Source organism: Microbacterium sp. A94 (genome assembly GCF_051842855.1).
GTDB lineage: Bacteria > Actinomycetota > Actinomycetes > Actinomycetales > Microbacteriaceae > Microbacterium.
This window is the reverse complement of record NZ_JBPXMU010000006.1, coordinates 191,527-211,271: the sequence shown is the minus strand read 5'-3', so window position 1 is coordinate 211,271 and position 19,745 is coordinate 191,527. Positions and strand designations below refer to the sequence as shown.

Genomic DNA, 19,745 nt, shown 5'->3' with positions numbered 1-19,745 from the left:
TTTCGGTGTCGGGGTGACGTCAGCGAACCGGCTGGACGGCGGCGGCTTCGCTCTCCTGCTGGGCCGCTTTGGCGTGGAGATCGACGTCGATGTCATCGTGCGCGGTCTCTTTCGCGAAGTACAGCGAGATCAGTGCGATGGCGGCGGCGACCATGATGTAGACGGCGACCGGCCACGACGATCCGGAGATCGACACCAGCCAGATCGCGATGATCGGAGCGATCGCGCCGGAGGGAAGAACGCCCAGCTGGTAGACGAGCGACATTCCCGTGTAACGGACACGAGCCGGGAACAGCTCTGCGAAGAAGGCTGCTTCCGCACCGAACATCGTGCACGCGCCGAGCGCCCAGCCGAGCATGATTGCAATCCAAATCAGCTGCTCCACACCGGTGTCGATGAGGGCGAAGACCGGGAAAGCGGTGACTAGGGCGATACCTGCACCTGCGGCGAAGACCGGGCGGCGTCCGTACCGGTCGGAGAGCTTCCCCGCGAACGGAATGACGACGAATCCGATCACACTGGAGATCAGCAGTCCGTTGAGGGCATACGTGCTGGAGAGCCCGAGGACTGTTGTCGTGTAGGTCAGGATGAAGGCGTTGTAGACGTTGAAGGTGATGCTCTCGCTGAAGCGAGCGCCGATGCCGACGAGGATCTGCTTCGGGTAGTGGCGGATGACCTCGAACACCGGGGCCTTGACGACGTCGCCGGTCTTGACCATGGCGGTGAACGCCTTGGGCTCGCTCACCTGGAGGCGCACGACGAGTCCGACGACGACGAGAAGGATGCTGGCCAGGAACGGGATCCGCCAGGTCCATTCCAACAGCGCTTCATCGCCGGGGATCGAGACGAGGTTGACCGCGAGTGTGGACAGCAGCAGGCCCAGGGGAACGCCGGTCTGCGGCCACGATGAGAAGAGGCCGCGCTTGCCGCGCGGGGCGTGCTCGAAGGTGAGGATGGCCGCGCCACCCCACTCGCCACCCAGGCCGATGCCCTGCAGCATCCGCAGGATGAGCAGCAGGATCGGGGCTGCGACGCCGATCTGCTCGTAGGTCGGCAGGCATCCCATCAGGAAGGTCGAGATGCCCATGATGAGCATCGTGATCACAAGGATCTTCTTGCGGCCAATGCGGTCGCCGTAGTGTCCGAAGATGAGCCCACCGATCGGGCGGGTGACGAAACCGGCCGCGAACGTTCCGAACGCCACGAGCGTGCCCATCAGCGGGTCGAACTCGGGGAAGAACTCGCTATTGAAGACGAGCGCGGCCATCGTCGCGTACAGGAAGAAGTCGTACCACTCGATCACCGACCCGAACACACTGGCGAGCACGGTGTTTCGTTGAGGATTCTTGGTACGGGTGGGGCGTGAGTTCATCGTCGGACTCCTGAAGTCGATGCCGTCGTTGGTTTGTGGTCGCGACTCATACGTCGCGCGTCCCGCGTCATGGGACAGTGTCCCATATTGGGACCAGCACGACTTTACGAGGTGAACACAGCCGCCGTCAAGTCGAGTCGGCTCCGGGCCCGCGCAGGGCCTGCGCCGGGCCCGCCCCGGGCCGTGCTTCACGTGCGAAGCCGCCGAAAACGACGAAACCCGCCACCTCAGGGGTGACGGGTTTCGACTGTTCGTGCTGGTATTACTTGCCGGCCTCGGCGAAGCCTGCGGCTTCAGCGGCTTCAGCGGTGCGGAACCAGACCTCAGCGACGGTCTGGTCGTACCACTGGCCATCGGGGCGGTGGAACTTCATCGAGTCCTTGTTGCCCTTGATGTCGAAGCCCTCAGGTGCGGTGCCGTCCTCGTTCGGAGCGGCGGAGTCTGCACCGAAGTCGCCCTCGACGAGTGCAGCGGCGGCAACAGCCTCAGCAGCTGCGCCCTCCTCCTGCGACTCGGCGCCGGCGTCAGCAGCCTTGGGGGCCTTCTCGGCCTTCGGGGCAGCAGCCTTGGTGGACTTCTTCACCTTCGGGGTGACGGGCTCGAGAACGAGCTCGATCACGGCCATAGGCGCGTTGTCACCCTTGCGGAAGCCGACCTTCGTGATGCGGGTGTAGCCACCCTCACGCTCGGCGACCAGCGGTGCGATCTCGGTGAACAGAGTGTGCACGACGCTCTTGTCACCGATGACGCTGGCAACGCGACGACGCGCGTGCAGGTCGCCACGCTTAGCGAAGGTGATCAGTCGCTCAGCGTAGGGACGCAGGCGCTTGGCCTTGGTCTCCGTCGTCTTGATCGACTTGTGGGTGAACAGCGCTGCGGCAAGGTTGGCAAGCAGCAGACGCTCGTGAGCGGGGCCGCCTCCGAGGCGGGGTCCCTTACTGGGCTTAGGCATATTGATCTAACTCCTGGTCAGAATTTTGGGAAGGTCAGAAGGACTCGTCTTCGCCTGCGCTGTAGAAGTGGGCGCCGTCAAAACCGGGCACCGAATCCTTGAGCGACAGACCGAGCGAGATGAGCTTGTCGCGCACCTCGTCGACCGACTTCTGGCCGAAGTTGCGGATGTTCATGAGCTGCGTCTCCGACAGTGCGACAAGCTCAGACACCGTGTTGATGCCCTCACGCTTGAGGCAGTTGTAGGAGCGGACCGAAAGGTCGAGGTCCTCGATCGGCATGGACAGCTCGCTGGAGAGCACAGGCTCCACAGGCGCTGGGCCGATCTCGATGCCCTCAGCCTCGACGTTCAGCTCGCGAGCGAGGCCGAACAGCTCGATCAGGGTCTTCGCTGCCGAAGCAACAGCGTCACGCGGGAGCATCGAGGACTTGGTCTCGACGTCCAGGATCAGCTTGTCGAAGTCGGTGCGCTCACCGGCACGAGTTGCCTCGACCCGGTAGCTGACCTTGAGAACCGGCGAGTAGATCGAGTCGATCGGAACCTGTCCGGCCTCGGCGTACTCGTTACGGTTCTGGGTCGACGACACGTAGCCACGGCCACGCTCGATGGTGAGTTCAAGCTCGAACTTCGCCGTCTCGTTGAGCGTTGCAATGACGAGGTCGGAGTTGTGCACCTCGACACCGGCCGGAGCCGAGATGTCAGCGGCGGTAACTTCGCCAGCACCGGTCTTACGCAGGTAAGCGGTGATGGGCTCGTCGCGCTCGCTCGAAACGACGAGCTGCTTGATGTTCAGGATGATCTCAGTGACATCTTCCTTGACACCGGGGATCGTGCTGAACTCGTGCAGCACGCCATCGATCCGGATGCTGGTGACAGCGGCGCCGGGAATCGACGAGAGCAGGCTACGACGCAGCGCGTTGCCAACGGTGTAACCAAAGCCAGGCTCAAGCGGTTCGATAACGAACCGGCTGCGATCCTCGGAGATTTTATCCTCGGTCAGTGTGGGACGCTGTGCAATAAGCACTCTGTGTTCCTTTCGATCACATGCCCGCTATATGACATGTGGTGGGTGAGGTTTTGAGTTGTTGAAAGTCAGTGCCCGGTTCCTGAACTTTGTCGAAGGACGGGCGGAAAGTCGCTCACCCCGGAGGGCGAGCGACTTTACCGGATCAAACGCGGCGACGCTTAGGCGGACGGCATCCGTTGTGTGCCTGAGGCGTGACGTCCTGAATCGAACCCACCTCGAGGCCAGCGGCCGTCAGCGAGCGGATCGCGGTCTCGCGGCCCGAACCCGGACCCTTGACGAAGACGTCAACCTTCTTGACACCGTGCTCCTGAGCCTGGCGGGCTGCCGACTCGGCAGCCATACCAGCGGCGTACGGGGTCGACTTGCGCGAGCCCTTGAAGCCCACGCCACCGGAGGATGCCCAGCTGATGACAGCGCCGGACGGGTCGGTGATCGAGACGATCGTGTTGTTGAACGTCGACTTGATGTGGGCCTGGCCCAGCGCGACGTTCTTCTTTTCCTTGCGGCGCGGCTTGCGCGCGGCGGCCTTAGGTGCAGCCATGAAAGTCTTCTCCTAGTCCCTGGCCGCGCTTAGCGGCTCTTCTTCTTGCCGGCGACGGTGCGCTTCGGGCCCTTGCGGGTACGGGCGTTGGTCTTGGTGCGCTGTCCACGAACAGGCAGACCACGACGGTGGCGGATGCCCTCGTAGGAGCCGATCTCGACCTTGCGGCGGATGTCTGCTGCAACCTCGCGGCGCAGGTCACCCTCCACCTTGTAGGTGCCTTCGATGTGGTCGCGCAGCGCGATGAGCTGCTCGTCCGAGAGGTCCTTGACGCGGATCGACTCATCGATCTCGGTCGCCTTGAGGATCTCAACGGCGCGGGTACGGCCGATGCCGTAGATGTAGGTAAGGGCGATCACCACGCGCTTATCGCGCGGGATGTCAACGCCGGCAAGACGTGCCATGCGGTTCTCCTGAGTGAGTAGAGGTGTGGGGCAGAATATGGACCCGGGCCTCTTTCCCGAGGTGTCAGCTTCTTTCGGCCGTTAAGCCTGGGAAGCGTCTTGATCCTGCCTGTGTTTATTCAGTTGTGTTCTGAAGAGTGCTCAGCCCTGGCGCTGTTTGTGGCGCGGGTTGCTCTTGCAGATAACCATGACGCGGCCGTGGCGGCGGATCACCTTGCAGTGATCGCAGATGGGCTTGACGCTGGGGTTGACCTTCATATTGTTTCCTTGTTCGCTGTCTTCGTGCTGTCTCGCTCCCCGAGCCTGTCGAGGGGCAGGACAACCGTTACTTCTCGACCGATCAGCGGTAGCGGTAGACGATACGGCCGCGAGTCAAGTCGTAGGGGCTGAGCTCCACGACCACGCGGTCTTCGGGGATGATGCGGATGTAGTTCTGCCGCATTTTTCCAGAGATCGTTGCAAGGACCTTATGTCCGTTGCTGAGCTCAACGCGGAACATCGCATTGGGCAGCGCCTCGGAAATGACGCCCTCGATCTCGATGACACCGTCTTTCTTAGCCATAGCCTCGCTGACGCTTCTGCAGACCGGTCGATCTGCGTTGGATGGATGAATGTGATGCCTCAACCGGACGGACACGCCGAAAACCGGGCGCAAGGCACCAACGCTCCATCTTATCCGCCACAGGCGCATCCGGCAACTTGAGCCGCCGCCGGCCTGGTCATCAGCAAGAAAGCGGGCCGCTCCCGAAGGAGCGACCCGCTTTGTGGAGCAGGTTGGATCAGCCGAGCAGTTCGTTGAGCTGCTCCTGGCCGCCCGCCTGAAGATTGACGAGCTCGTTATCGATCATCACGGTCGGCGTGCTCGCAATGTCGTGTGCGTTGGTCTGGTCTTCGACGAACTTCATGTAGGTGCCGTCGGCGATGCAATCGGCAGCGGACCCCGCGCCTACCTGCTCAGCGAGCGCGCTCATTTCGTCGTCGCTGAGGCCCGCCGTACCGCCCTGCGGCTGGTTGGCGAAGAGCAGGTCGAAGAAGTCCAGCGTCGAGTCGGGCGCCTCGGCTGCAACACAGTAGACAGCCCCACCTGCGCGCGAGGAGTAGTCCGTTCCCTGCGACTGGTGGTTGAGGATCGCGACCGGGTGGAGGCGAAGGGTGATGTCGCCGTCCACGGCAGCCTGCTGGAGCTGCGCGCCGTAGCTCTGCTCGAACGAGTTGCACGCGGGGCACATGAAGTCGACGAATGTATCGACCTCGGTGTCGCCTTCACCGACGACGATCGCACCGCTGTCCTCGTCGATGATCGTGCTCTGCGGCGCGACCCCGGGTGCACCGGCCTGGTTGTTCAGGAAGACGACGAGGGCACCGAGCCCGACGAGGACGACGACGACGGCAATGGAGATTCCGACGGCGAACCAGTTGGTGTTGCTCTTGGCGGCAGCAGCCATGACGTTCCGATCAGTAGAAGGAGGGTGGCGCCGAGCGCCCATACCCTTTTATCTTTCCCCAAAATCCTATGCCCCCGCAGTGAGTGAGCTCCCCTCCCTCACCCCCTGCTCGCCCGTGCCCCGGGCCATTCCCCCCGCGAGAAACGCCCTTCTGCATGAGAAACGTGGTGCCAACACCTGTCTCATGCAGTTAGCCATTTCTCGCGCGCAGCGCAGGCGAGGTCAGGCGCGGCGATTCCACGGCTTCGCCCGCGGATTGTACTTAAGCGTGACCAGCATTGCGTCTTGCCGCCGCCGAACGATCGGCACACCGATCGACGCCAACGCCTGGCAGAGCGGATTCACCTTCCAGATGTCGCGCATTTCCCATCGAGCGAATGGATGCTGGTGCCGGCGAAGCCGATCCTCACGACGCTTCTCGTCCTTGAGCTTGTTCGCCGCCTCGGCGGCATCTTCTAGGTTGTACTTGCCCCAGCCGTCAGACTCGCCAATACCGCGGACCGACTTGAAAAAGAAGTCCACCCGATCGAGCTCGCCCTCATAGAAGAACTCGCGCTGCAGCACCGGCACCTCGAACCCGCTCCAGAGGATGACCGCTCGGCTCAAGCTTTCAGCCGGTGACTCCGCCAGCGGATCAGCCAGTTCCCACGCCGCTTGCATTCGTGCCCGCCCACGCTGATTCTGCTGTCCGCTGGCCCGCTCCCGAAGTTCGCTGAGGCTGAGCAATCCGCCCTGCACCGGCGAGATCGAAGCATCCGTGATTGCGAGCGCCTGCGCCGGCGAAACGACCCGAACGAGATCGCAAACGGTATCGAGCAGGCTGGTCACGGAGACCCCGTTCACCTGTTCGATCGCACGGGGATCACGACTGGTGTGCACGCAGACATCTCCGTACCGCCACGACGCGGTGCGGTCAGGGTCGAAGACGTGGATGTCTTTGGGCTCGTTGAACTGCGGCAGGCCCCAGATGACAGCCGCCGACTCGAGGCAGAGCACAGCATCCGGGTTCTTCCGCAGGAAGGCATACACGCGCACGGCGTACCTCTTGCGCGCCGGAAGCTTCTCATACGCGGCGCGGTCGACATATATCCCCTTGCGCACGCGCAGCCAGGCCGAATTCGGCCGGATGCCGAGCCGCCGAGCATCATCGGTCGTGCACAGCGGAAGCGGGGAGACCGCGCACGCGCGGTCGAGCAGTGTCAATGGCATCCGCTCATCGTGCCCGAACCGGCGCTCTCACACGGTGCTATCCCCAGCTTCAGCTCGGTCGGCGAATTGTGGAGAACAAGTCGTCACGCCACGAGAAATGGTTTGCCGCATGAAACAGGTGCTGGCACCACGTTTTTCATGCGGCAAGACGTTTCTTGCGGCGGCGCGCGCGGCTACGCCAGAGGCACCGGCACAACGCCGAACGGCGCGAGGCCTGCGGCCCCACCATCCGCGGCGGTCAGCACCCAGATGCCACCTTCGTGGCGGGCGACACTGTGCTCCCAGTGCGAGCCGTCCGAATCGTCAATGGTCGAAACGGTCCACTCGTCGTCCTCGACCAGGGTCTCTTCCGACCCCGCGGTCACCATCGGCTCGATCGCCAGGACGAGCCCCGGCTTGACGGCCGCACCCGCATCCGGCGTGCGGTAGTTGAAGACGCTCGGCGCCTCGTGCATCTTGCGGCCGATGCCGTGGCCGACATACTCGCGCAGGATGCCGTAGGGCTGACCCGATAGCGACGACGGGCCCTGCGCCTCGATGTAATCCTGGATCGCGGCTCCGATGTCGCCGATATGAGAAGCGGATGCCATCGCGGCAATCCCCGCCCACATCGACCCCTCGGTCACCCGCGACAGCTCAGCGCGCACAGACAGCAGCGGCTCAGCGCCACCGGGAACGATGAACGTCCGCGCGCTGTCGCCGTTCCACCCCTGGAACTGCGCACCGGAATCAACCGAGACAATGTCGCCGGGCTCCAGCACGCGCGATCCCGGAATCCCGTGCACAACCTGCTCGTTCACAGAGATGCAGGTGGTGTGGTGGTAGCCGCGCACGAGCTTGAAGTTCGACTCCGCGCCGCGGGCCACAATCGCCTCCGACGCCGCAGCATCAACTGCGGCAGTCGTCGCTCCTGCAACGATGGCAGCCTCGGCAGCATCCAGCGAAGCCGCCGTGATGAGTCCGGGTTCGACCATCGCCCGCAGTTGGGCTGGAGTCTTGTAAATCGATTTGCGGAACACGTCAGACCGAGGCGTTGAGCCCGCGCGCACCGAGTGCAGCGACGATGCGACCGAAGATCTCGTCGAGCGAGCCGACGCCATCGATGCGATCGACAATGCCACGCTCGCCGTAGACCTCGAGGATCGGGGCAGTCTCGTTCTCGTAGATGTCGAGGCGGTGCGCGATGGCTTCCTCGGTGTCATCCGAACGGCCCTGCTCCGATGCCCGCAGCTTCAGACGCGACATGCTTTCCTCGCGCGGAACGTCGAGCAGGATGACAGCATCCAAAGCCTCGCCGCGACCGGCCAGGAACTCATCCAGGTGACCCACCTGGACGGCGTTGCGCGGGTACCCGTCGAGCAGGAAACCCGAAACCGCGTCGTCCTGAGCCAGGCGATCGCGAACGATCTCACTGGTCAACTCGTCCGGCACCAGGTCGCCGCGGTCGAGGATCTCGGTGACCTTCGCGCCGAGTTCGGTTCCGCCCTTGATGTTCGCGCGGAAGATGTCACCGGTGGAGACCACCGGAACATCGAACGCTGCTGCGACACGCACGCCCTGCGTGCCTTTGCCGGAGCCCTGCGGGCCGACGATGAGGAGTCGTGCGGATACTGTCAACGGAGGAGCCCTTCGTAGTGACGCTGCTGAAGCTGCGCGTCGATCTGCTTGACCGTCTCAAGACCGACACCCACGATGATGAGGATCGAGGCGCCACCGAACGGGAAGTTCTGGTTGGCACCGACGGTGGACAGAGCAATCAACGGGATAAGTGCGACCAGGCCCAGGTACAACGAGCCGGGGAACGTGATGCGGGTGAGCACGAAGTCGAGGTACTCGGCCGTCGGGCGTCCGGCACGGATGCCGGGGATGAACCCGCCGTACTTCTTCATGTTGTCAGCGACCTCAACAGGGTTGAAGGTGATCGCGACGTAGAAGTAGGTGAAGCCGATGATCAACAGGAAGTAGATCGCCATGTACAGCGGCTGGTCGCCCGTGGTGAGGTTCTGGGAGACCCAGACGACCCAGGCGGCCGGCTCAGTGCCGTCCTGCGGAGTGTTGAACTGCGCGATGAGCATCGGGATGTACAGCAGCGACGAAGCGAAGATGATCGGGATAACACCGGCCATGTTCACCTTGATCGGGATGTACGTGTTCGTGCCGCCGTAGGTGCGGCGTCCGACCATGCGCTTGGCGTACTGGACCGGGATTCGTCGCTGCGATTGCTCGACGAAGACCACGAGCCCCGTGACCACGATTCCGACCGCCAGCACCAGGAGGAAGACCTCGAAGCCGTTCGACTCGAAGATCGCCCACATCGCCGACGGGAAGGTCGCAGCGATCGAGGTGAAGATCAACAGCGACATGCCGTTGCCGATGCCGCGCTCGGTGACGAGCTCGGCGAACCACATGATGAGTCCGGTACCGGCAGTCATCGCCATGATGATGAGCAGCTGTGCCCACCACACGTCGTTGGTCAGAAGCTGCTGACAGGCCGCGATGTCGGTCTGGCCGAACAGCTGCCCGCTGCGTGCCACGGTGACCAGCGTCGTCGACTGCAGCAGCGACAGAGCGATGGTGAGGTACCGCGTGTACTGGGTGAGCTTGGCCTGACCGGCCTGGCCCTCCTTGTGCAGCGCCTCGAAGTGCGGGATGACCACACGCAGCAGCTGCGTGATGATCGTCGCGGTGATGTAGGGCATGACGCCCAGCGCGAAGATCGAGAGCTGCAGCAATGCACCGCCCGAGAAGAGGTTGACCAGACTCAGCAGCCCCTCCGTGCCGGCGTTCAGACGCAGGCACTCCTCAACGTTCGGAAAGTGCACGAACGGAGCCGGGACATGGGAGCCAAGTCGGTATACGGCGATGATCGCCAGGGTAAAACCGATCTTCTGACGCAGGTCAGGCGTGCGGAAGATCCGCGCGATAGCGCTAAACAAGGGCGTTCCTCCTGAAAAGGGATGCCGCCCCGCAACGGACGGCTGAAAGACCAGCGTAACGCAGAGAGGGGCCGGAGAAACTCCGACCCCTCTCTGACATGGTTACTTGACGGTTCCGCCCGCAGCCACGATCTTCTGCTCGGCAGAACCCGAGACCTTGTCGACCGAGACGGTGAGCTTCACGGCGATGTCGCCGTTGCCGAGAACCTTGACCTTCTCGTTCTTGCGAACGGCACCCTTGGCGACCAGGTCGCTGGTGGTGACCTCGCCACCCTTCGGGTACAGCTCCGCGAGCTTTTCCAGGTTCACAACCTGGTACTCGACGCGGAACGGGTTCTTGAACCCGCGCAGCTTCGGGGTGCGCATGTGCAGAGGCATCTGCCCACCCTCGAAACCGATACGGACGGTGTTGCGGGCCTTGGTGCCCTTGGTTCCGCGACCGGCGGTCTTACCCTTGGATGCCTCACCGCGACCGACACGGGTCTTCGCGGTGTTGGCGCCGGGGACGGGACGCAGGTGGTGAACCTTGAGGACTGCGGGACGGGATGCCGGAGCATCCGCCTTCGGAGCCGTCTTGGCGGCGGCCGGCTTCTTGGCCGGTGCCTTCTTCGCGGCAGCAGCCTTGGGAGCGGCAGCCTTCTTCGGGGCCTTCTCGGCCTCGACGGCGTCGTTCTTCTCAGCCATTAGTCGATCTCCTCAACCTGGACGAGGTGTGCGACGGTCTTGACGTAACCGCGCACCTGCGCGTCGTCGGGGCGAACGGTGGTGTCACCGATTCGCTTCAGACCGAGGCTGCGCAGCGTGTCACGCTGGTTCTGCTTCTCGCTCACCTTGGACTTGATCTGGGTCACCTTCAGACGGGCGGCCATCAGGCACCTACCTTTGCAGCAGCCGCAGCAGCGGCCTTGGCCTCGTTACGGAGGATGATGTCCGGAACGACGGCGTCGTAGTCGAGGCCACGACGAGCCGCGACAGCGCGGGGCTCTTCGAGGCTCTTCAGAGCAGCAACGGTCGCGTGCACGATGTTGATCGTGTTCGACGAGCCGAGCGACTTCGAGAGGACATCGTGGATGCCGGCGCACTCGAGTACGGCGCGGACCGGACCACCGGCGATAACACCGGTACCGGCAGCAGCCGGACGCAGCAGCACAACGCCGGCTGCGGCCTCACCCTGAACCGGGTGCGGGATGGTGTTGCCGACGCGGGGCACGCGGAAGAAGTTCCGCTTTGCCTCTTCGACTCCCTTGGAGATGGCCAGAGGAACTTCGCGGGCCTTGCCGTAGCCGACGCCGACCAGTCCGTTGCCGTCACCGACGACCACGAGGGCGGTGAAGCTGAAGCGACGTCCACCCTTCACGACCTTCGAGACACGGTTGATGGTGACAACGCGCTCCAGGAACTGGTTGTCGCCACGGTCGCGCGAGTTGCGGTCGCGGCCACCCTGGCCTCGGTCACGGCCGCCGCGGCGGCCTTCGCGCTGCTCGCGGGCGGGCTCAGCTGCGGTGGTCGAGGCAGCAGCCTCGGTACCGGCAGCAGCCGTCTCGGGAGCGGCAGCAGCCGTTTCGGTCACTTCTTTCTCCTTGTTGTCACTCACAGTGCCAGCCCTCCTTCGCGGGCGCCGTCCGCGATGGCCGCAACGCGACCTGCGTAACGGTTGCCACCACGGTCGAAGACGACCTCGGAGTAGCCGGCGGCCTTCGCGCGCTCGGCGAGCAGTTCGCCGACCTTGCGGGCCTTAGCGGTCTTGTCACCCTCGAACGAGCGCAGCTCGGTCTCGAGTGTGGATGCCGATGCAACGGTGTGGCCCTTGCTGTCATCGACCAACTGGACGAAGACGTGGCGAGCCGAACGGTTGACGACCAGGCGCGGACGCGCTTCGGTGCCGACGATCTTCTTGCGAAGACGGGAGTGGCGACGCGCGCGGGCGTCAGACTTTGTCTTGACAGCCATGTTTACTTACCAGCCTTTCCGGCCTTGCGACGCACGACCTCGCCCGCGTAGCGGACACCCTTACCCTTGTACGGCTCAGGCTTGCGGATCTTGCGGATGTTCGCAGCTGCCTCGCCGACAGCCTGCTTGTCGATGCCACTGACGGTGAGCTTGTTGGTGCCCTCCACAGTCAGGGTGATGCCCGCGGGCGGGTCGATCAGAACCGGGTGCGAGAAGCCGAGAGCAAACTCAATCGAGCTGCCCTTCTGCTGCACGCGGTAACCGGTGCCGACAACCTCAAGGCCCTTGGTGTAACCCTGGGTGACGCCGAGGATGTTGTTGTTGATGAGCGTGCGGGTCAGGCCGTGAAGCGACCGCGACTCGCGCTCGTCGTCGGGGCGAGCAACAACCACCTGGTTGTCCTCAACCGCGACCTCGATGGGGCTGGCCACCTGGAGGGTGAGTTCACCCTTGGGGCCCTTCACCGCAACCACGCTGCCGTCAACCGAAACGGTGACGCCTGCGGGGATTTCGATGGGAAGTCGTCCAATACGCGACATTTCGAATTACCACACGTAGGCGAGAACTTCTCCGCCCACGCCCTTCTGCTCAGCCTGACGGTCGGTAAGAAGACCGGAGGAAGTGGACAGGATGGCAACGCCGAGGCCACCGAGGACCTTGGGGAGCTCCGTGGACTTGGCGTAAACGCGCAGTCCAGGCTTCGATACGCGCTTGATGCCCGCGATCGAACGCTCCCGCTTGGGGCCGTACTTCAGCGTGAGGGTGAGGTTCTGGCCGACGCGTGCGTCAGTGATCTCGAAGCCCGAGATGTAGCCCTCCTGCTGGAGGATCTGAGCGATGTGCGTCTTCAGCTTGCTCGACGGCAGTGACACGGAGTCGTGGTGTGCCGAGTTCGCGTTGCGCAGACGGGTCAGCATATCTGCGACCGGGTCTGTCATTGTCATGAGTTTTTTCCTTTGTTCACGAGGTTTCGGCTGCCGTTACGCGACAGACGACCTGCTATGAGATGCAATCTTCAATTGTAAGCGCACACAGGACCCCCGCCTGACAGACGGGGGTCCGAAGTGTTACGCCTTTGCGTCCTCCGACTGGAACGGGAAGCCGAGGTGACGCAGAAGTGCGCGGCCCTCGTCGTCCGTCTTCGCCGTGGTAACAACAGTGATGTCGAAACCGCGAACGCGGTCGATCTTGTCCTGATCGATCTCGTGGAACACGCTCTGCTCCTGGAGACCGAACGTGTAGTTGCCGTTGCCGTCGAACTGCTTGGGCGAAAGCCCACGGAAGTCGCGGATACGGGGCAGAGCCAGCGAAACCAGACGGTCGATGAACTCCCACGCACGGTCGCCACGGAGGGTGACGTGTGCGCCGATGGCCTGGCCTTCACGCAGCTTGAACTGCGCGATGGACTTGCGGGCCTTCGTGACGATCGGCTTCTGGCCGGTGATCTTGGTGAGGTCTGCGACCGCACCATCGATCACCTTGCTGTCGCGAGCTGCCTCACCGACACCGGTGTTGACGACAACCTTGACCAGACCAGGAATCTGCATCACGTTCTTGTAGCCGAACTCTTCCTGCATCTTCTGCAGGATTTCAGCCTTGTACTTCTGCTTCAGGCGCGGCTGGATTTTGCCAACCGGCGCGGCAGTCTCGGTGCTCATCAGAGGTCCTTACCTGACGTCTTCGCGTACCGCACACGGACGGTGCGCTTGACGCCGTCCTTGGTCTGCTCCTCGACCCGGTGACCGACGCGAGTCGGCTTCTTGGTCTCGGGGTCGACGAGTGCGACATTCGAGATGTGGATGGGCGCTTCGAGAGTCTCGATGCCGCCCGTCTTGGTGCCACGCTGCGTCTGGCCGACGCGGGTGTGCTTGGTGATGTAGTTCACACCTTCGACGATGACGCGGTTGCGCTCAGCAAGGATCTCGAGGACCTTGCCCTGCTTGCCACGGTCGCCGCCCTTGGCCTGCGTACGGCCCGTGATGACCTGAACGAGGTCACCCTTCTTGATTTTCGCCATGATTAAATAACCTCCGGCGCCAGCGAGACGATCTTCATGAACTTCTTGTCACGAAGCTCGCGACCGACCGGTCCGAAGATACGGGTGCCGCGAGGCTCGCCGTCCGTCTTCAGGAGAACGGCGGCATTCTCGTCGAACTTGATGTAGGAGCCGTCTGGACGACGAACTTCCTTCTTGGTGCGGACGATGACCGCTTTCACGACATCGCCCTTCTTGACGTTGCCGCCCGGGATCGCGTCCTTGACCGTGGCGACGATGGTGTCACCCAGACCTGCGTAACGACGGCCTGTGCCACCGAGAACGCGGATCGTGAGCAGCTCCTTCGCGCCGGTGTTGTCGGCGACCTTGAGGCGGGATTCCTGCTGAATCACTATTACTCCTTGAAGTAAGCCGGAGGCTTACTTGGCCTTTTCGACGATTTCGACCAGACGCCAGCGCTTCGTGGCGCTGAGCGGGCGGGTCTCGCTGATGACAACGAGGTCGCCGATGCCCGCCGAGTTTGTCTCGTCGTGCACCTTGCGCTTCTCCGTGCGGCGGATGACCTTGCCGTACAGGGCGTGCTTCACGCGGTCTTCGACCTCGACGACGATGGTCTTGTCCATCTTGTCGCTGACGACGTAGCCACGCTGCGTCTTGCGGTATCCGCGAGCGTTCTCGTCACGCACATCGTGCGAGACGGGAGCTTCCGCTTCCTTCTTGGTAGCCATTACTCGGCCTTCCCTTCAGCGTCAGCCGAAGCATCCTCGGTCTTCTTCGCCTTCGACTTGGACGCCTTCTTGGCCGGGGCCTCGACGGGTGCGGGCGTGGCACGAATGCCCAGCTCGCGCTCGCGGATCACGGTGTACAGGCGCGCGATGTCGCGCTTCACGGCGCGAATGCGGCCGTGGCTTTCCAGCTGGCCGGTGGCCGACTGGAAACGGAGGTTGAACAGCTCCTCCTTGGCCTTACGCAGCTCCTCAACGAGGCGCTGGTCTTCGAACGTATCGAGCTCTGCCGGGGCGAGCTCCTTGGTGCCGATCGCCATTACGCGTCGCCCTCCTCGCGCTTGATGATGCGTGCCTTAAGCGGCAGCTTGTGAATTGCTCGGGTGAGTGCCTCGCGAGCGAGTTCCTCACTGACGCCGCCGACCTCGAAGAGGACGCGGCCCGGCTTGACGTTTGAGACCCACCACTCGGGCGAACCCTTACCGGAACCCATGCGGGTTTCGGCCGGCTTCTTCGTGAGCGGACGGTCGGGGTAGATGTTGATCCACACCTTTCCACCACGCTTGATGTGACGCGTCATCGCGATACGAGCTGCCTCGATCTGACGGTTGGTCACGTACGCGGGGGTCAGTGCCTGGATGCCGAAATCACCGAAGGAGACCTTCGTGCCACCAGTAGCGTGACCCGAGCGACCCGGGTGGTGCTGCTTGCGGAACTTGACCTTACGGGGGATGAGCATTATGCCGACGCTCCTTCTGCGACAGGTGCCTCGTTGCGCGGGGCACGGCGACGGTCGCCGCCACGGTCGTCACGACCGCGCGACTTCGGCGCGTTGGCCTGCTCGCGAGCAAGCTCCTTAGCGGTGAGGTCACCCTTGTAGATCCAGACCTTCACGCCGATGCGGCCGAAGGTGGTCTTTGCCTCGTAGAAGCCGTAGTCGATGTTCGCGCGCAGGGTGTGCAGCGGCACACGACCTTCGCGGTAGAACTCCGAACGGCTCATCTCGGCGCCGCCGAGGCGGCCGGAGACCTGGATGCGGATGCCCTTGGCTCCAGCGCGCTGCGCGCCCTGGAGGCCCTTGCGCATCGCACGGCGGAACGCCACACGAGCAGAAAGCTGCTCGGCGATGCCCTGTGCGACGAGCTGAGCGTCAGCCTCGGGGTTCTTGACCTCGAGGATGTTCAGCTGGATCTGCTTGCCGGTGAGCTTCTCGAGGTCGCCGCGGATGCGCTCGGCCTCGGCGCCACGACGACCGATCACGATGCCCGGACGGGCGGTGTGAATGTCGACGCGGACGCGGTCACGGGTGCGCTCGATCTCGATGTTCGAGACACCGGCGCGGTCCAGCTGAGTCTTCAGCAGGTTACGGATCTTGATGTCCTCGGCCACGTAGTCGGCGTAACGCTGGCCCGGCTTCGTCGAGTCCGAGAACCAACGCGACACGTGGTCCGTGGTGATTCCGAGGCGGAAGCCGTACGGGTTTACCTTCTGTCCCATTACTTGCTCGCCTTCTTCTTGCTGTCGTCTTCGGCCGCAACAGCGACCTCAGGCGTCGAGAGCACGACCGTGATGTGGCTCGTGCGCTTCTTGATCTGGAAAGCGCGACCCTGAGCACGGGGGCGGAAACGCTTGAGCGTTGCACCCTCGTCAACGTATGCGTTAGCTACGTACAGGTCCTGCTCGTCGAGGTACTCGCCGTCACGATCCGCCTTCACCTGAGCGTTGGCCATGGCCGACGCGACAAGCTTGTAGATCGGCTCACTGGCACCCTGTGCTGCGAACTTCAAGATCGCAAGGGCCTCCTGGGCCTGCTTGCCCTTGATGAGCGCGACGACACGACGAGCCTTCTGAGGGGTCACGCGGATGTGTCGCACGCGTGCGATGGACTCCACCATTTCTCTCTCCTCTTTCGCCACCGCCTTAGCGGCGACGGCCCTTCTTGTCGTCCTTCTCGTGGCCGCGGAAGGTGCGGGTGGGCGCGAACTCGCCCAGCTTGTGGCCGACCATGGTCTCGGAAACAAACACAGGAATGTGCTTGCGTCCGTCGTGGACCGCGATCGTGTGCCCCAGCATGGCCGGGATGATCATGGACCGGCGTGACCAGGTCTTGATGACGTTCTTGGAACCAGCTTCGTTCTGCACGACGACCTTGCGAAGCAGGTGCTCGTCGACGAAGGGGCCCTTCTTGAGACTCCGTGGCATCTTCTTCTACTCCTACTTACGCTTCTTAGACGCGGTGCGACGACGAACGATGTACTTGTCGCTTTCCTTGTTGGCGTGACGGGTACGGCCCTCTGCCTGACCCCAGGGGGAAACAGGGTGACGACCACCGGAGGTCTTACCCTCACCACCACCGTGCGGGTGATCGACAGGGTTCATGGCGACACCGCGGACGGTCGGGCGGATGCCCTTCCAGCGGTTACGGCCGGCCTTGCCCCAGTTGATGTTCGACTGCTCGGCGTTGCCGACCTCGCCGATCGTGGCGCGGCAGCGTGCGTCGACGTTGCGGATTTCGCCCGACGGCAGACGGAGCTGCGCGTAGGGGCCGTCCTTGGCGACGAGACGAACGGATGCACCGGCAGAACGAGCCATCTTGGCACCGCCACCGGGACGGAGTTCGATCGCGTGGATCACCGTACCGGTCGGGATGTTCTTGAGGGGCAGGTTGTTGCCGGGCTTGATGTCAGCGCCAGCACCCGACTCGACGACGTCGCCCTGGTTCAGCTTGTTCGGGGCGATGATGTAACGCTTCTCGCCGTCGAAGTAGTGAAGCAGCGCGATGCGTGCGGTGCGGTTGGGGTCGTACTCGATGTGAGCGACCTTGGCGTTGATGCCGTCCTTGTCATTACGACGGAAGTCGATGACACGGTACTGGCGCTTGTGGCCACCACCGATGTGACGGGTCGTGATGCGGCCCTGGTTGTTACGTCCACCGGTCTTGCTCAGCGGGCGCAGCAGTGACTTCTCCGGCGTCGATCGTGTGATCTCAGCGAAGTCAGCCACCGACGAGCCGCGGCGACCCGGGGTCGTGGGCTTGTACTTGCGAATAGCCATTATTGTCCTTATCCCCCGGATCAGCCGATTGCCGTGAAGATGTCGATGGTGCCCGACTTCAGGGTCACGATGGCGCGCTTGGTGTCCTTGCGCTTTCCCGTGCCGAAGCGGGTGCGACGGGCCTTGCCGACGCGGTTGATCGTGTTGACGCCTGCAACCTTGACGCTGAAGATCTTCTCGATGGCGAGCTTGATCTCGGTCTTCGTAGCACGCGGGTCGACGAGGAAGGTGTACTTGCCTTCGTCGATCAGCGAGTAGCTCTTCTCAGAGACGACCGGCTTCAGGATGATGTCGCGGGGGTCCTTGTTGAACGCCGACTGGAGGGCGCCTGACTGCTCGGTCATGCCGAGACCTCCTCGGTTGCGCCGGTCTTCGAGGCGATGAAGCCCTCGAGTGCGGCCTGGGTGAAGACGATGTCGTCAGAGACGATGACGTCGTACGCGTTGAGCTGGTCGAAGCTGATCACGTGGAGGTTCGGAAGGTTCCGGATGCTCTTGGTGGTCACCTCGTCGTTGCGCTCGGTGACGACGAGAACGTTCTTCGACGAAGCAACGGTCGCGAGGAACTTCGCGGCGGTCTTCGTGGAAGGTGCTCCGTCGATGCCGAACGACTCGATGGCGTGCAGGCGCTCACCACGGAAGCGGTCGCTGAGCGCGCCCAGGAGGGCGGCGGCGATCATCTTCTTGGGGGTGCGCTGCGAGTAGTCACGCGGCTGCGGGCCGTGGACCGTGCCACCGCCGCGGTGCTGCGGCATGCGGATCGAGCCCTGGCGTGCGTTACCAGTGCCCTTCTGCTTGAAGGGCTTGGAACCCGAACCGGACACAGCGCCACGAGTCTTCGTGGAGTGCGTGCCCTGGCGTGCCGCGGCGAGCTGTGCGACGACGACCTGGTGGATCAGCGGAATGTTCGTCTTGACGTCGAAGAGCGCGGCGGGCAGCTCGATGGAGCCAGCCTTCTTGCCGTCGGCCTTCAGAACGTCGAGCGCGAGAGTCGAGTCAGCCATGATCAGGCACCCTTCACTGCGTTGCGGACGTAAACGATGCGGCCGCGAGCACCGGGGACGGCGCCCTTGACGAGCATGAGTCCCTTCTCGATGTCGATGGCGTGCACCTTGAGGTTCAGGACGGTTACGCGCTCGCCACCCATACGGCCGGCCATGCGCATGCCCTTGAAAACGCGGCTCGGAGTCGACGATGCGCCGATGGAGCCGGGCTTGCGGTGGTTACGGTGTGCACCGTGCGATGCCGGGGCGCCCTTGAAGTTGTGACGCTTCATGACACCGGCGAAGCCCTTGCCCTTGCTGGTGCCGACAACGTCGACCAGCTGGCCTGCTTCGAACAGACCGTCAACCGTGAGTTCCTGACCAAGCGAGTAGTCAGAAGCATCCGCCGTGCGGATCTCGGTGACGTGGCGACGCGGCGTAACGCCGGCAGCCTCGAAGTGAGCCGAGAGGGGCTTGTTCACCTTGCGGGGGTCGATCTGACCGGCCGCGATCTGAACGGCGTTGTAGCCGTCCTTCTCGGGGGTACGGATCTGAGTGACCACGTTGGGTGCCAGCTCGATGACGGTGACGGGGACGAACTTGCCGTCCGCGTCCCACACCTGGGTCATGCCGAGCTTGGTGCCCAGCAGTCCCTTGGAAATCTTTGCGTTGATGTCAACCATGCCGAGCCTCAGAGCTTGATCTCGATGTTGACGTCAGCCGGAAGGTCGAGACGCATCAGCGAGTCGACTGCCTTCGGCGTCGGGTCGACGATGTCGATCAGACGCTTGTGCGTGCGCATCTCGAAGTGCTCACGGCTGTCCTTGTACTTGTGCGGCGACCGGATAACGCACACGACGTTCTTCTCGGTCGGCAGCGGCACGGGGCCGACGACAGTCGCGCCCGCGCGGGTCACGGTGTCGACGATTTTGCGCGCCGACGTGTCGATGACCTCATGGTCATACGACTTCAGGCGAATGCGGATCTTCTGTCCCGCCATTGTCTGCTCATCTCTCTATAAGCGTCTTACCGACCTGACTCGGGTGAATCAGGGGCATTGGACGCACCATGGCGCTGTTCGCGCCGGGCACCACTGTTCTTCTGTCATTCCGCAGGCCTTTCGACCCACGGCAGAGCCTCCGTAAGGAGGTG

The 19,745-nt window shown here is 63.3% G+C and carries 32 protein-coding genes; all 32 read right to left on the bottom strand.

What is annotated here, in order from left to right; genetic code table 11:
* Positions 1 to 19: 19 nt before the first annotated feature.
* The gene (locus tag ACSU1L_RS15260) at positions 20 to 1,372 is read right to left on the bottom strand and encodes an MFS transporter (protein WP_438255839.1); all 1,353 of its coding nucleotides are present in this window, start codon (positions 1,370 to 1,372) and stop codon (positions 20 to 22) included.
* A gap of 262 nt (positions 1,373 to 1,634) precedes the next feature.
* The gene (gene rplQ, locus ACSU1L_RS15255; protein ID WP_439256353.1) at positions 1,635 to 2,324 is read right to left on the bottom strand and encodes a 50S ribosomal protein L17, sunset domain variant; all 690 of its coding nucleotides are present in this window, start codon (positions 2,322 to 2,324) and stop codon (positions 1,635 to 1,637) included.
* A gap of 34 nt (positions 2,325 to 2,358) precedes the next feature.
* Positions 2,359 to 3,348: a DNA-directed RNA polymerase subunit alpha gene (locus tag ACSU1L_RS15250; RefSeq protein WP_438255837.1), complete on the bottom strand. Its 990-nt coding sequence runs from the start codon at positions 3,346 to 3,348 to the stop codon at positions 2,359 to 2,361.
* Between the two features lie 145 nt (positions 3,349 to 3,493).
* The gene (gene rpsK, locus ACSU1L_RS15245; protein WP_438255836.1) at positions 3,494 to 3,892 is read right to left on the bottom strand and encodes a 30S ribosomal protein S11; all 399 of its coding nucleotides are present in this window, start codon (positions 3,890 to 3,892) and stop codon (positions 3,494 to 3,496) included.
* 29 nt (positions 3,893 to 3,921) lie between these two features.
* Positions 3,922 to 4,296, bottom strand: a complete 375-nt coding sequence (gene rpsM, locus ACSU1L_RS15240; RefSeq protein WP_438255835.1) for a 30S ribosomal protein S13 — start codon at positions 4,294 to 4,296, stop codon at positions 3,922 to 3,924.
* Between the two features lie 141 nt (positions 4,297 to 4,437).
* Positions 4,438 to 4,554 (bottom strand): 50S ribosomal protein L36, encoded by a 117-nt coding sequence (gene rpmJ, locus ACSU1L_RS15235; RefSeq protein ID WP_005050492.1) that lies wholly within the window; start codon positions 4,552 to 4,554, stop codon positions 4,438 to 4,440.
* A gap of 82 nt (positions 4,555 to 4,636) precedes the next feature.
* Positions 4,637 to 4,858: a translation initiation factor IF-1 gene (gene infA / locus ACSU1L_RS15230; protein ID WP_017201569.1), complete on the bottom strand. Its 222-nt coding sequence runs from the start codon at positions 4,856 to 4,858 to the stop codon at positions 4,637 to 4,639.
* 217 nt (positions 4,859 to 5,075) lie between these two features.
* Positions 5,076 to 5,741 carry a DsbA family protein gene (locus ACSU1L_RS15225; RefSeq protein WP_438255834.1) on the bottom strand — a complete coding sequence of 222 codons (666 nt, stop codon included), beginning with the start codon at positions 5,739 to 5,741 and terminating at the stop codon, positions 5,076 to 5,078.
* Between the two features lie 222 nt (positions 5,742 to 5,963).
* Entirely contained in the window at positions 5,964 to 6,950 is a 987-nt protein-coding gene (locus ACSU1L_RS15220) for a hypothetical protein (protein ID WP_439256352.1), read from the bottom strand.
* A gap of 173 nt (positions 6,951 to 7,123) precedes the next feature.
* Positions 7,124 to 7,969, bottom strand: coding sequence for a type I methionyl aminopeptidase (gene map / locus ACSU1L_RS15215; RefSeq protein WP_439256351.1), 846 nt, complete (start codon positions 7,967 to 7,969; stop codon positions 7,124 to 7,126).
* Between the two features lies 1 nt (position 7,970).
* Positions 7,971 to 8,567 (bottom strand): adenylate kinase, encoded by a 597-nt coding sequence (locus ACSU1L_RS15210; protein WP_439256350.1) that lies wholly within the window; start codon positions 8,565 to 8,567, stop codon positions 7,971 to 7,973.
* Positions 8,564 to 9,886, bottom strand: coding sequence for a preprotein translocase subunit SecY (gene secY / locus ACSU1L_RS15205; RefSeq protein WP_438255800.1), 1,323 nt, complete (start codon positions 9,884 to 9,886; stop codon positions 8,564 to 8,566). Before secY ends, ACSU1L_RS15210 begins: the two co-directional genes overlap by 4 nt.
* 102 nt (positions 9,887 to 9,988) lie before the next feature.
* Positions 9,989 to 10,570, bottom strand: coding sequence for a 50S ribosomal protein L15 (rplO, locus tag ACSU1L_RS15200; RefSeq protein WP_439256349.1), 582 nt, complete (start codon positions 10,568 to 10,570; stop codon positions 9,989 to 9,991).
* On the bottom strand, positions 10,570 to 10,755 hold the full coding sequence (gene rpmD / locus ACSU1L_RS15195; protein WP_438255802.1) for a 50S ribosomal protein L30: 186 nt from the start codon (positions 10,753 to 10,755) through the stop codon (positions 10,570 to 10,572). The genes rplO and rpmD overlap by 1 nt, the downstream gene beginning before the upstream one ends.
* Positions 10,755 to 11,480, bottom strand: coding sequence for a 30S ribosomal protein S5 (gene rpsE, locus ACSU1L_RS15190; RefSeq protein WP_438255803.1), 726 nt, complete (start codon positions 11,478 to 11,480; stop codon positions 10,755 to 10,757). Before rpsE ends, rpmD begins: the two co-directional genes overlap by 1 nt.
* Positions 11,477 to 11,836 carry a 50S ribosomal protein L18 gene (gene rplR / locus ACSU1L_RS15185; protein ID WP_438255804.1) on the bottom strand — a complete coding sequence of 120 codons (360 nt, stop codon included), beginning with the start codon at positions 11,834 to 11,836 and terminating at the stop codon, positions 11,477 to 11,479. The genes rpsE and rplR overlap by 4 nt, the downstream gene beginning before the upstream one ends.
* Positions 11,837 to 11,838: 2 nt before the next feature.
* On the bottom strand, positions 11,839 to 12,375 hold the full coding sequence (gene rplF, locus ACSU1L_RS15180) for a 50S ribosomal protein L6 (protein WP_438255805.1): 537 nt from the start codon (positions 12,373 to 12,375) through the stop codon (positions 11,839 to 11,841).
* A 6-nt stretch (positions 12,376 to 12,381) separates the two neighbouring features.
* Entirely contained in the window at positions 12,382 to 12,780 is a 399-nt protein-coding gene (rpsH, locus tag ACSU1L_RS15175; protein ID WP_438255806.1) for a 30S ribosomal protein S8, read from the bottom strand.
* 123 nt (positions 12,781 to 12,903) lie between these two features.
* Complete coding sequence (gene rplE, locus ACSU1L_RS15170; protein WP_438255807.1) at positions 12,904 to 13,494, bottom strand: 50S ribosomal protein L5; 591 nt, start codon at positions 13,492 to 13,494, stop codon at positions 12,904 to 12,906.
* Complete coding sequence (rplX, locus tag ACSU1L_RS15165; protein WP_438255808.1) at positions 13,494 to 13,853, bottom strand: 50S ribosomal protein L24; 360 nt, start codon at positions 13,851 to 13,853, stop codon at positions 13,494 to 13,496. The genes rplE and rplX overlap by 1 nt, the downstream gene beginning before the upstream one ends.
* A 2-nt stretch (positions 13,854 to 13,855) precedes the next feature.
* A complete protein-coding gene (gene rplN / locus ACSU1L_RS15160) occupies positions 13,856 to 14,224 on the bottom strand; it encodes a 50S ribosomal protein L14 (RefSeq protein ID WP_438255809.1) in 369 nt (122 codons plus the stop codon).
* Between the two features lie 27 nt (positions 14,225 to 14,251).
* Positions 14,252 to 14,560 (bottom strand): 30S ribosomal protein S17, encoded by a 309-nt coding sequence (gene rpsQ / locus ACSU1L_RS15155; RefSeq protein WP_438255810.1) that lies wholly within the window; start codon positions 14,558 to 14,560, stop codon positions 14,252 to 14,254.
* Entirely contained in the window at positions 14,560 to 14,877 is a 318-nt protein-coding gene (rpmC, locus tag ACSU1L_RS15150; RefSeq protein WP_147037971.1) for a 50S ribosomal protein L29, read from the bottom strand. Before rpmC ends, rpsQ begins: the two co-directional genes overlap by 1 nt.
* Complete coding sequence (gene rplP / locus ACSU1L_RS15145; RefSeq protein WP_438255811.1) at positions 14,877 to 15,296, bottom strand: 50S ribosomal protein L16; 420 nt, start codon at positions 15,294 to 15,296, stop codon at positions 14,877 to 14,879. Before rplP ends, rpmC begins: the two co-directional genes overlap by 1 nt.
* Positions 15,296 to 16,054: a 30S ribosomal protein S3 gene (gene rpsC / locus ACSU1L_RS15140; protein WP_438255812.1), complete on the bottom strand. Its 759-nt coding sequence runs from the start codon at positions 16,052 to 16,054 to the stop codon at positions 15,296 to 15,298. Before rpsC ends, rplP begins: the two co-directional genes overlap by 1 nt.
* Positions 16,054 to 16,452: a 50S ribosomal protein L22 gene (gene rplV, locus ACSU1L_RS15135; protein WP_438255813.1), complete on the bottom strand. Its 399-nt coding sequence runs from the start codon at positions 16,450 to 16,452 to the stop codon at positions 16,054 to 16,056. Before rplV ends, rpsC begins: the two co-directional genes overlap by 1 nt.
* A 25-nt stretch (positions 16,453 to 16,477) precedes the next feature.
* Entirely contained in the window at positions 16,478 to 16,759 is a 282-nt protein-coding gene (rpsS, locus tag ACSU1L_RS15130; protein WP_248148510.1) for a 30S ribosomal protein S19, read from the bottom strand.
* Between the two features lie 12 nt (positions 16,760 to 16,771).
* A complete protein-coding gene (gene rplB, locus ACSU1L_RS15125) occupies positions 16,772 to 17,611 on the bottom strand; it encodes a 50S ribosomal protein L2 (RefSeq protein WP_438255814.1) in 840 nt (279 codons plus the stop codon).
* A 20-nt stretch (positions 17,612 to 17,631) separates the two neighbouring features.
* Entirely contained in the window at positions 17,632 to 17,955 is a 324-nt protein-coding gene (rplW, locus tag ACSU1L_RS15120; protein WP_438255815.1) for a 50S ribosomal protein L23, read from the bottom strand.
* Entirely contained in the window at positions 17,952 to 18,614 is a 663-nt protein-coding gene (rplD, locus tag ACSU1L_RS15115) for a 50S ribosomal protein L4 (RefSeq protein ID WP_438255816.1), read from the bottom strand. The genes rplW and rplD overlap by 4 nt, the downstream gene beginning before the upstream one ends.
* Before the next feature lie 2 nt (positions 18,615 to 18,616).
* Complete coding sequence (gene rplC / locus ACSU1L_RS15110; RefSeq protein ID WP_438255817.1) at positions 18,617 to 19,276, bottom strand: 50S ribosomal protein L3; 660 nt, start codon at positions 19,274 to 19,276, stop codon at positions 18,617 to 18,619.
* 8 nt (positions 19,277 to 19,284) lie between these two features.
* On the bottom strand, positions 19,285 to 19,593 hold the full coding sequence (gene rpsJ / locus ACSU1L_RS15105) for a 30S ribosomal protein S10 (protein ID WP_017201594.1): 309 nt from the start codon (positions 19,591 to 19,593) through the stop codon (positions 19,285 to 19,287).
* Positions 19,594 to 19,745 lie beyond the last annotated feature (152 nt).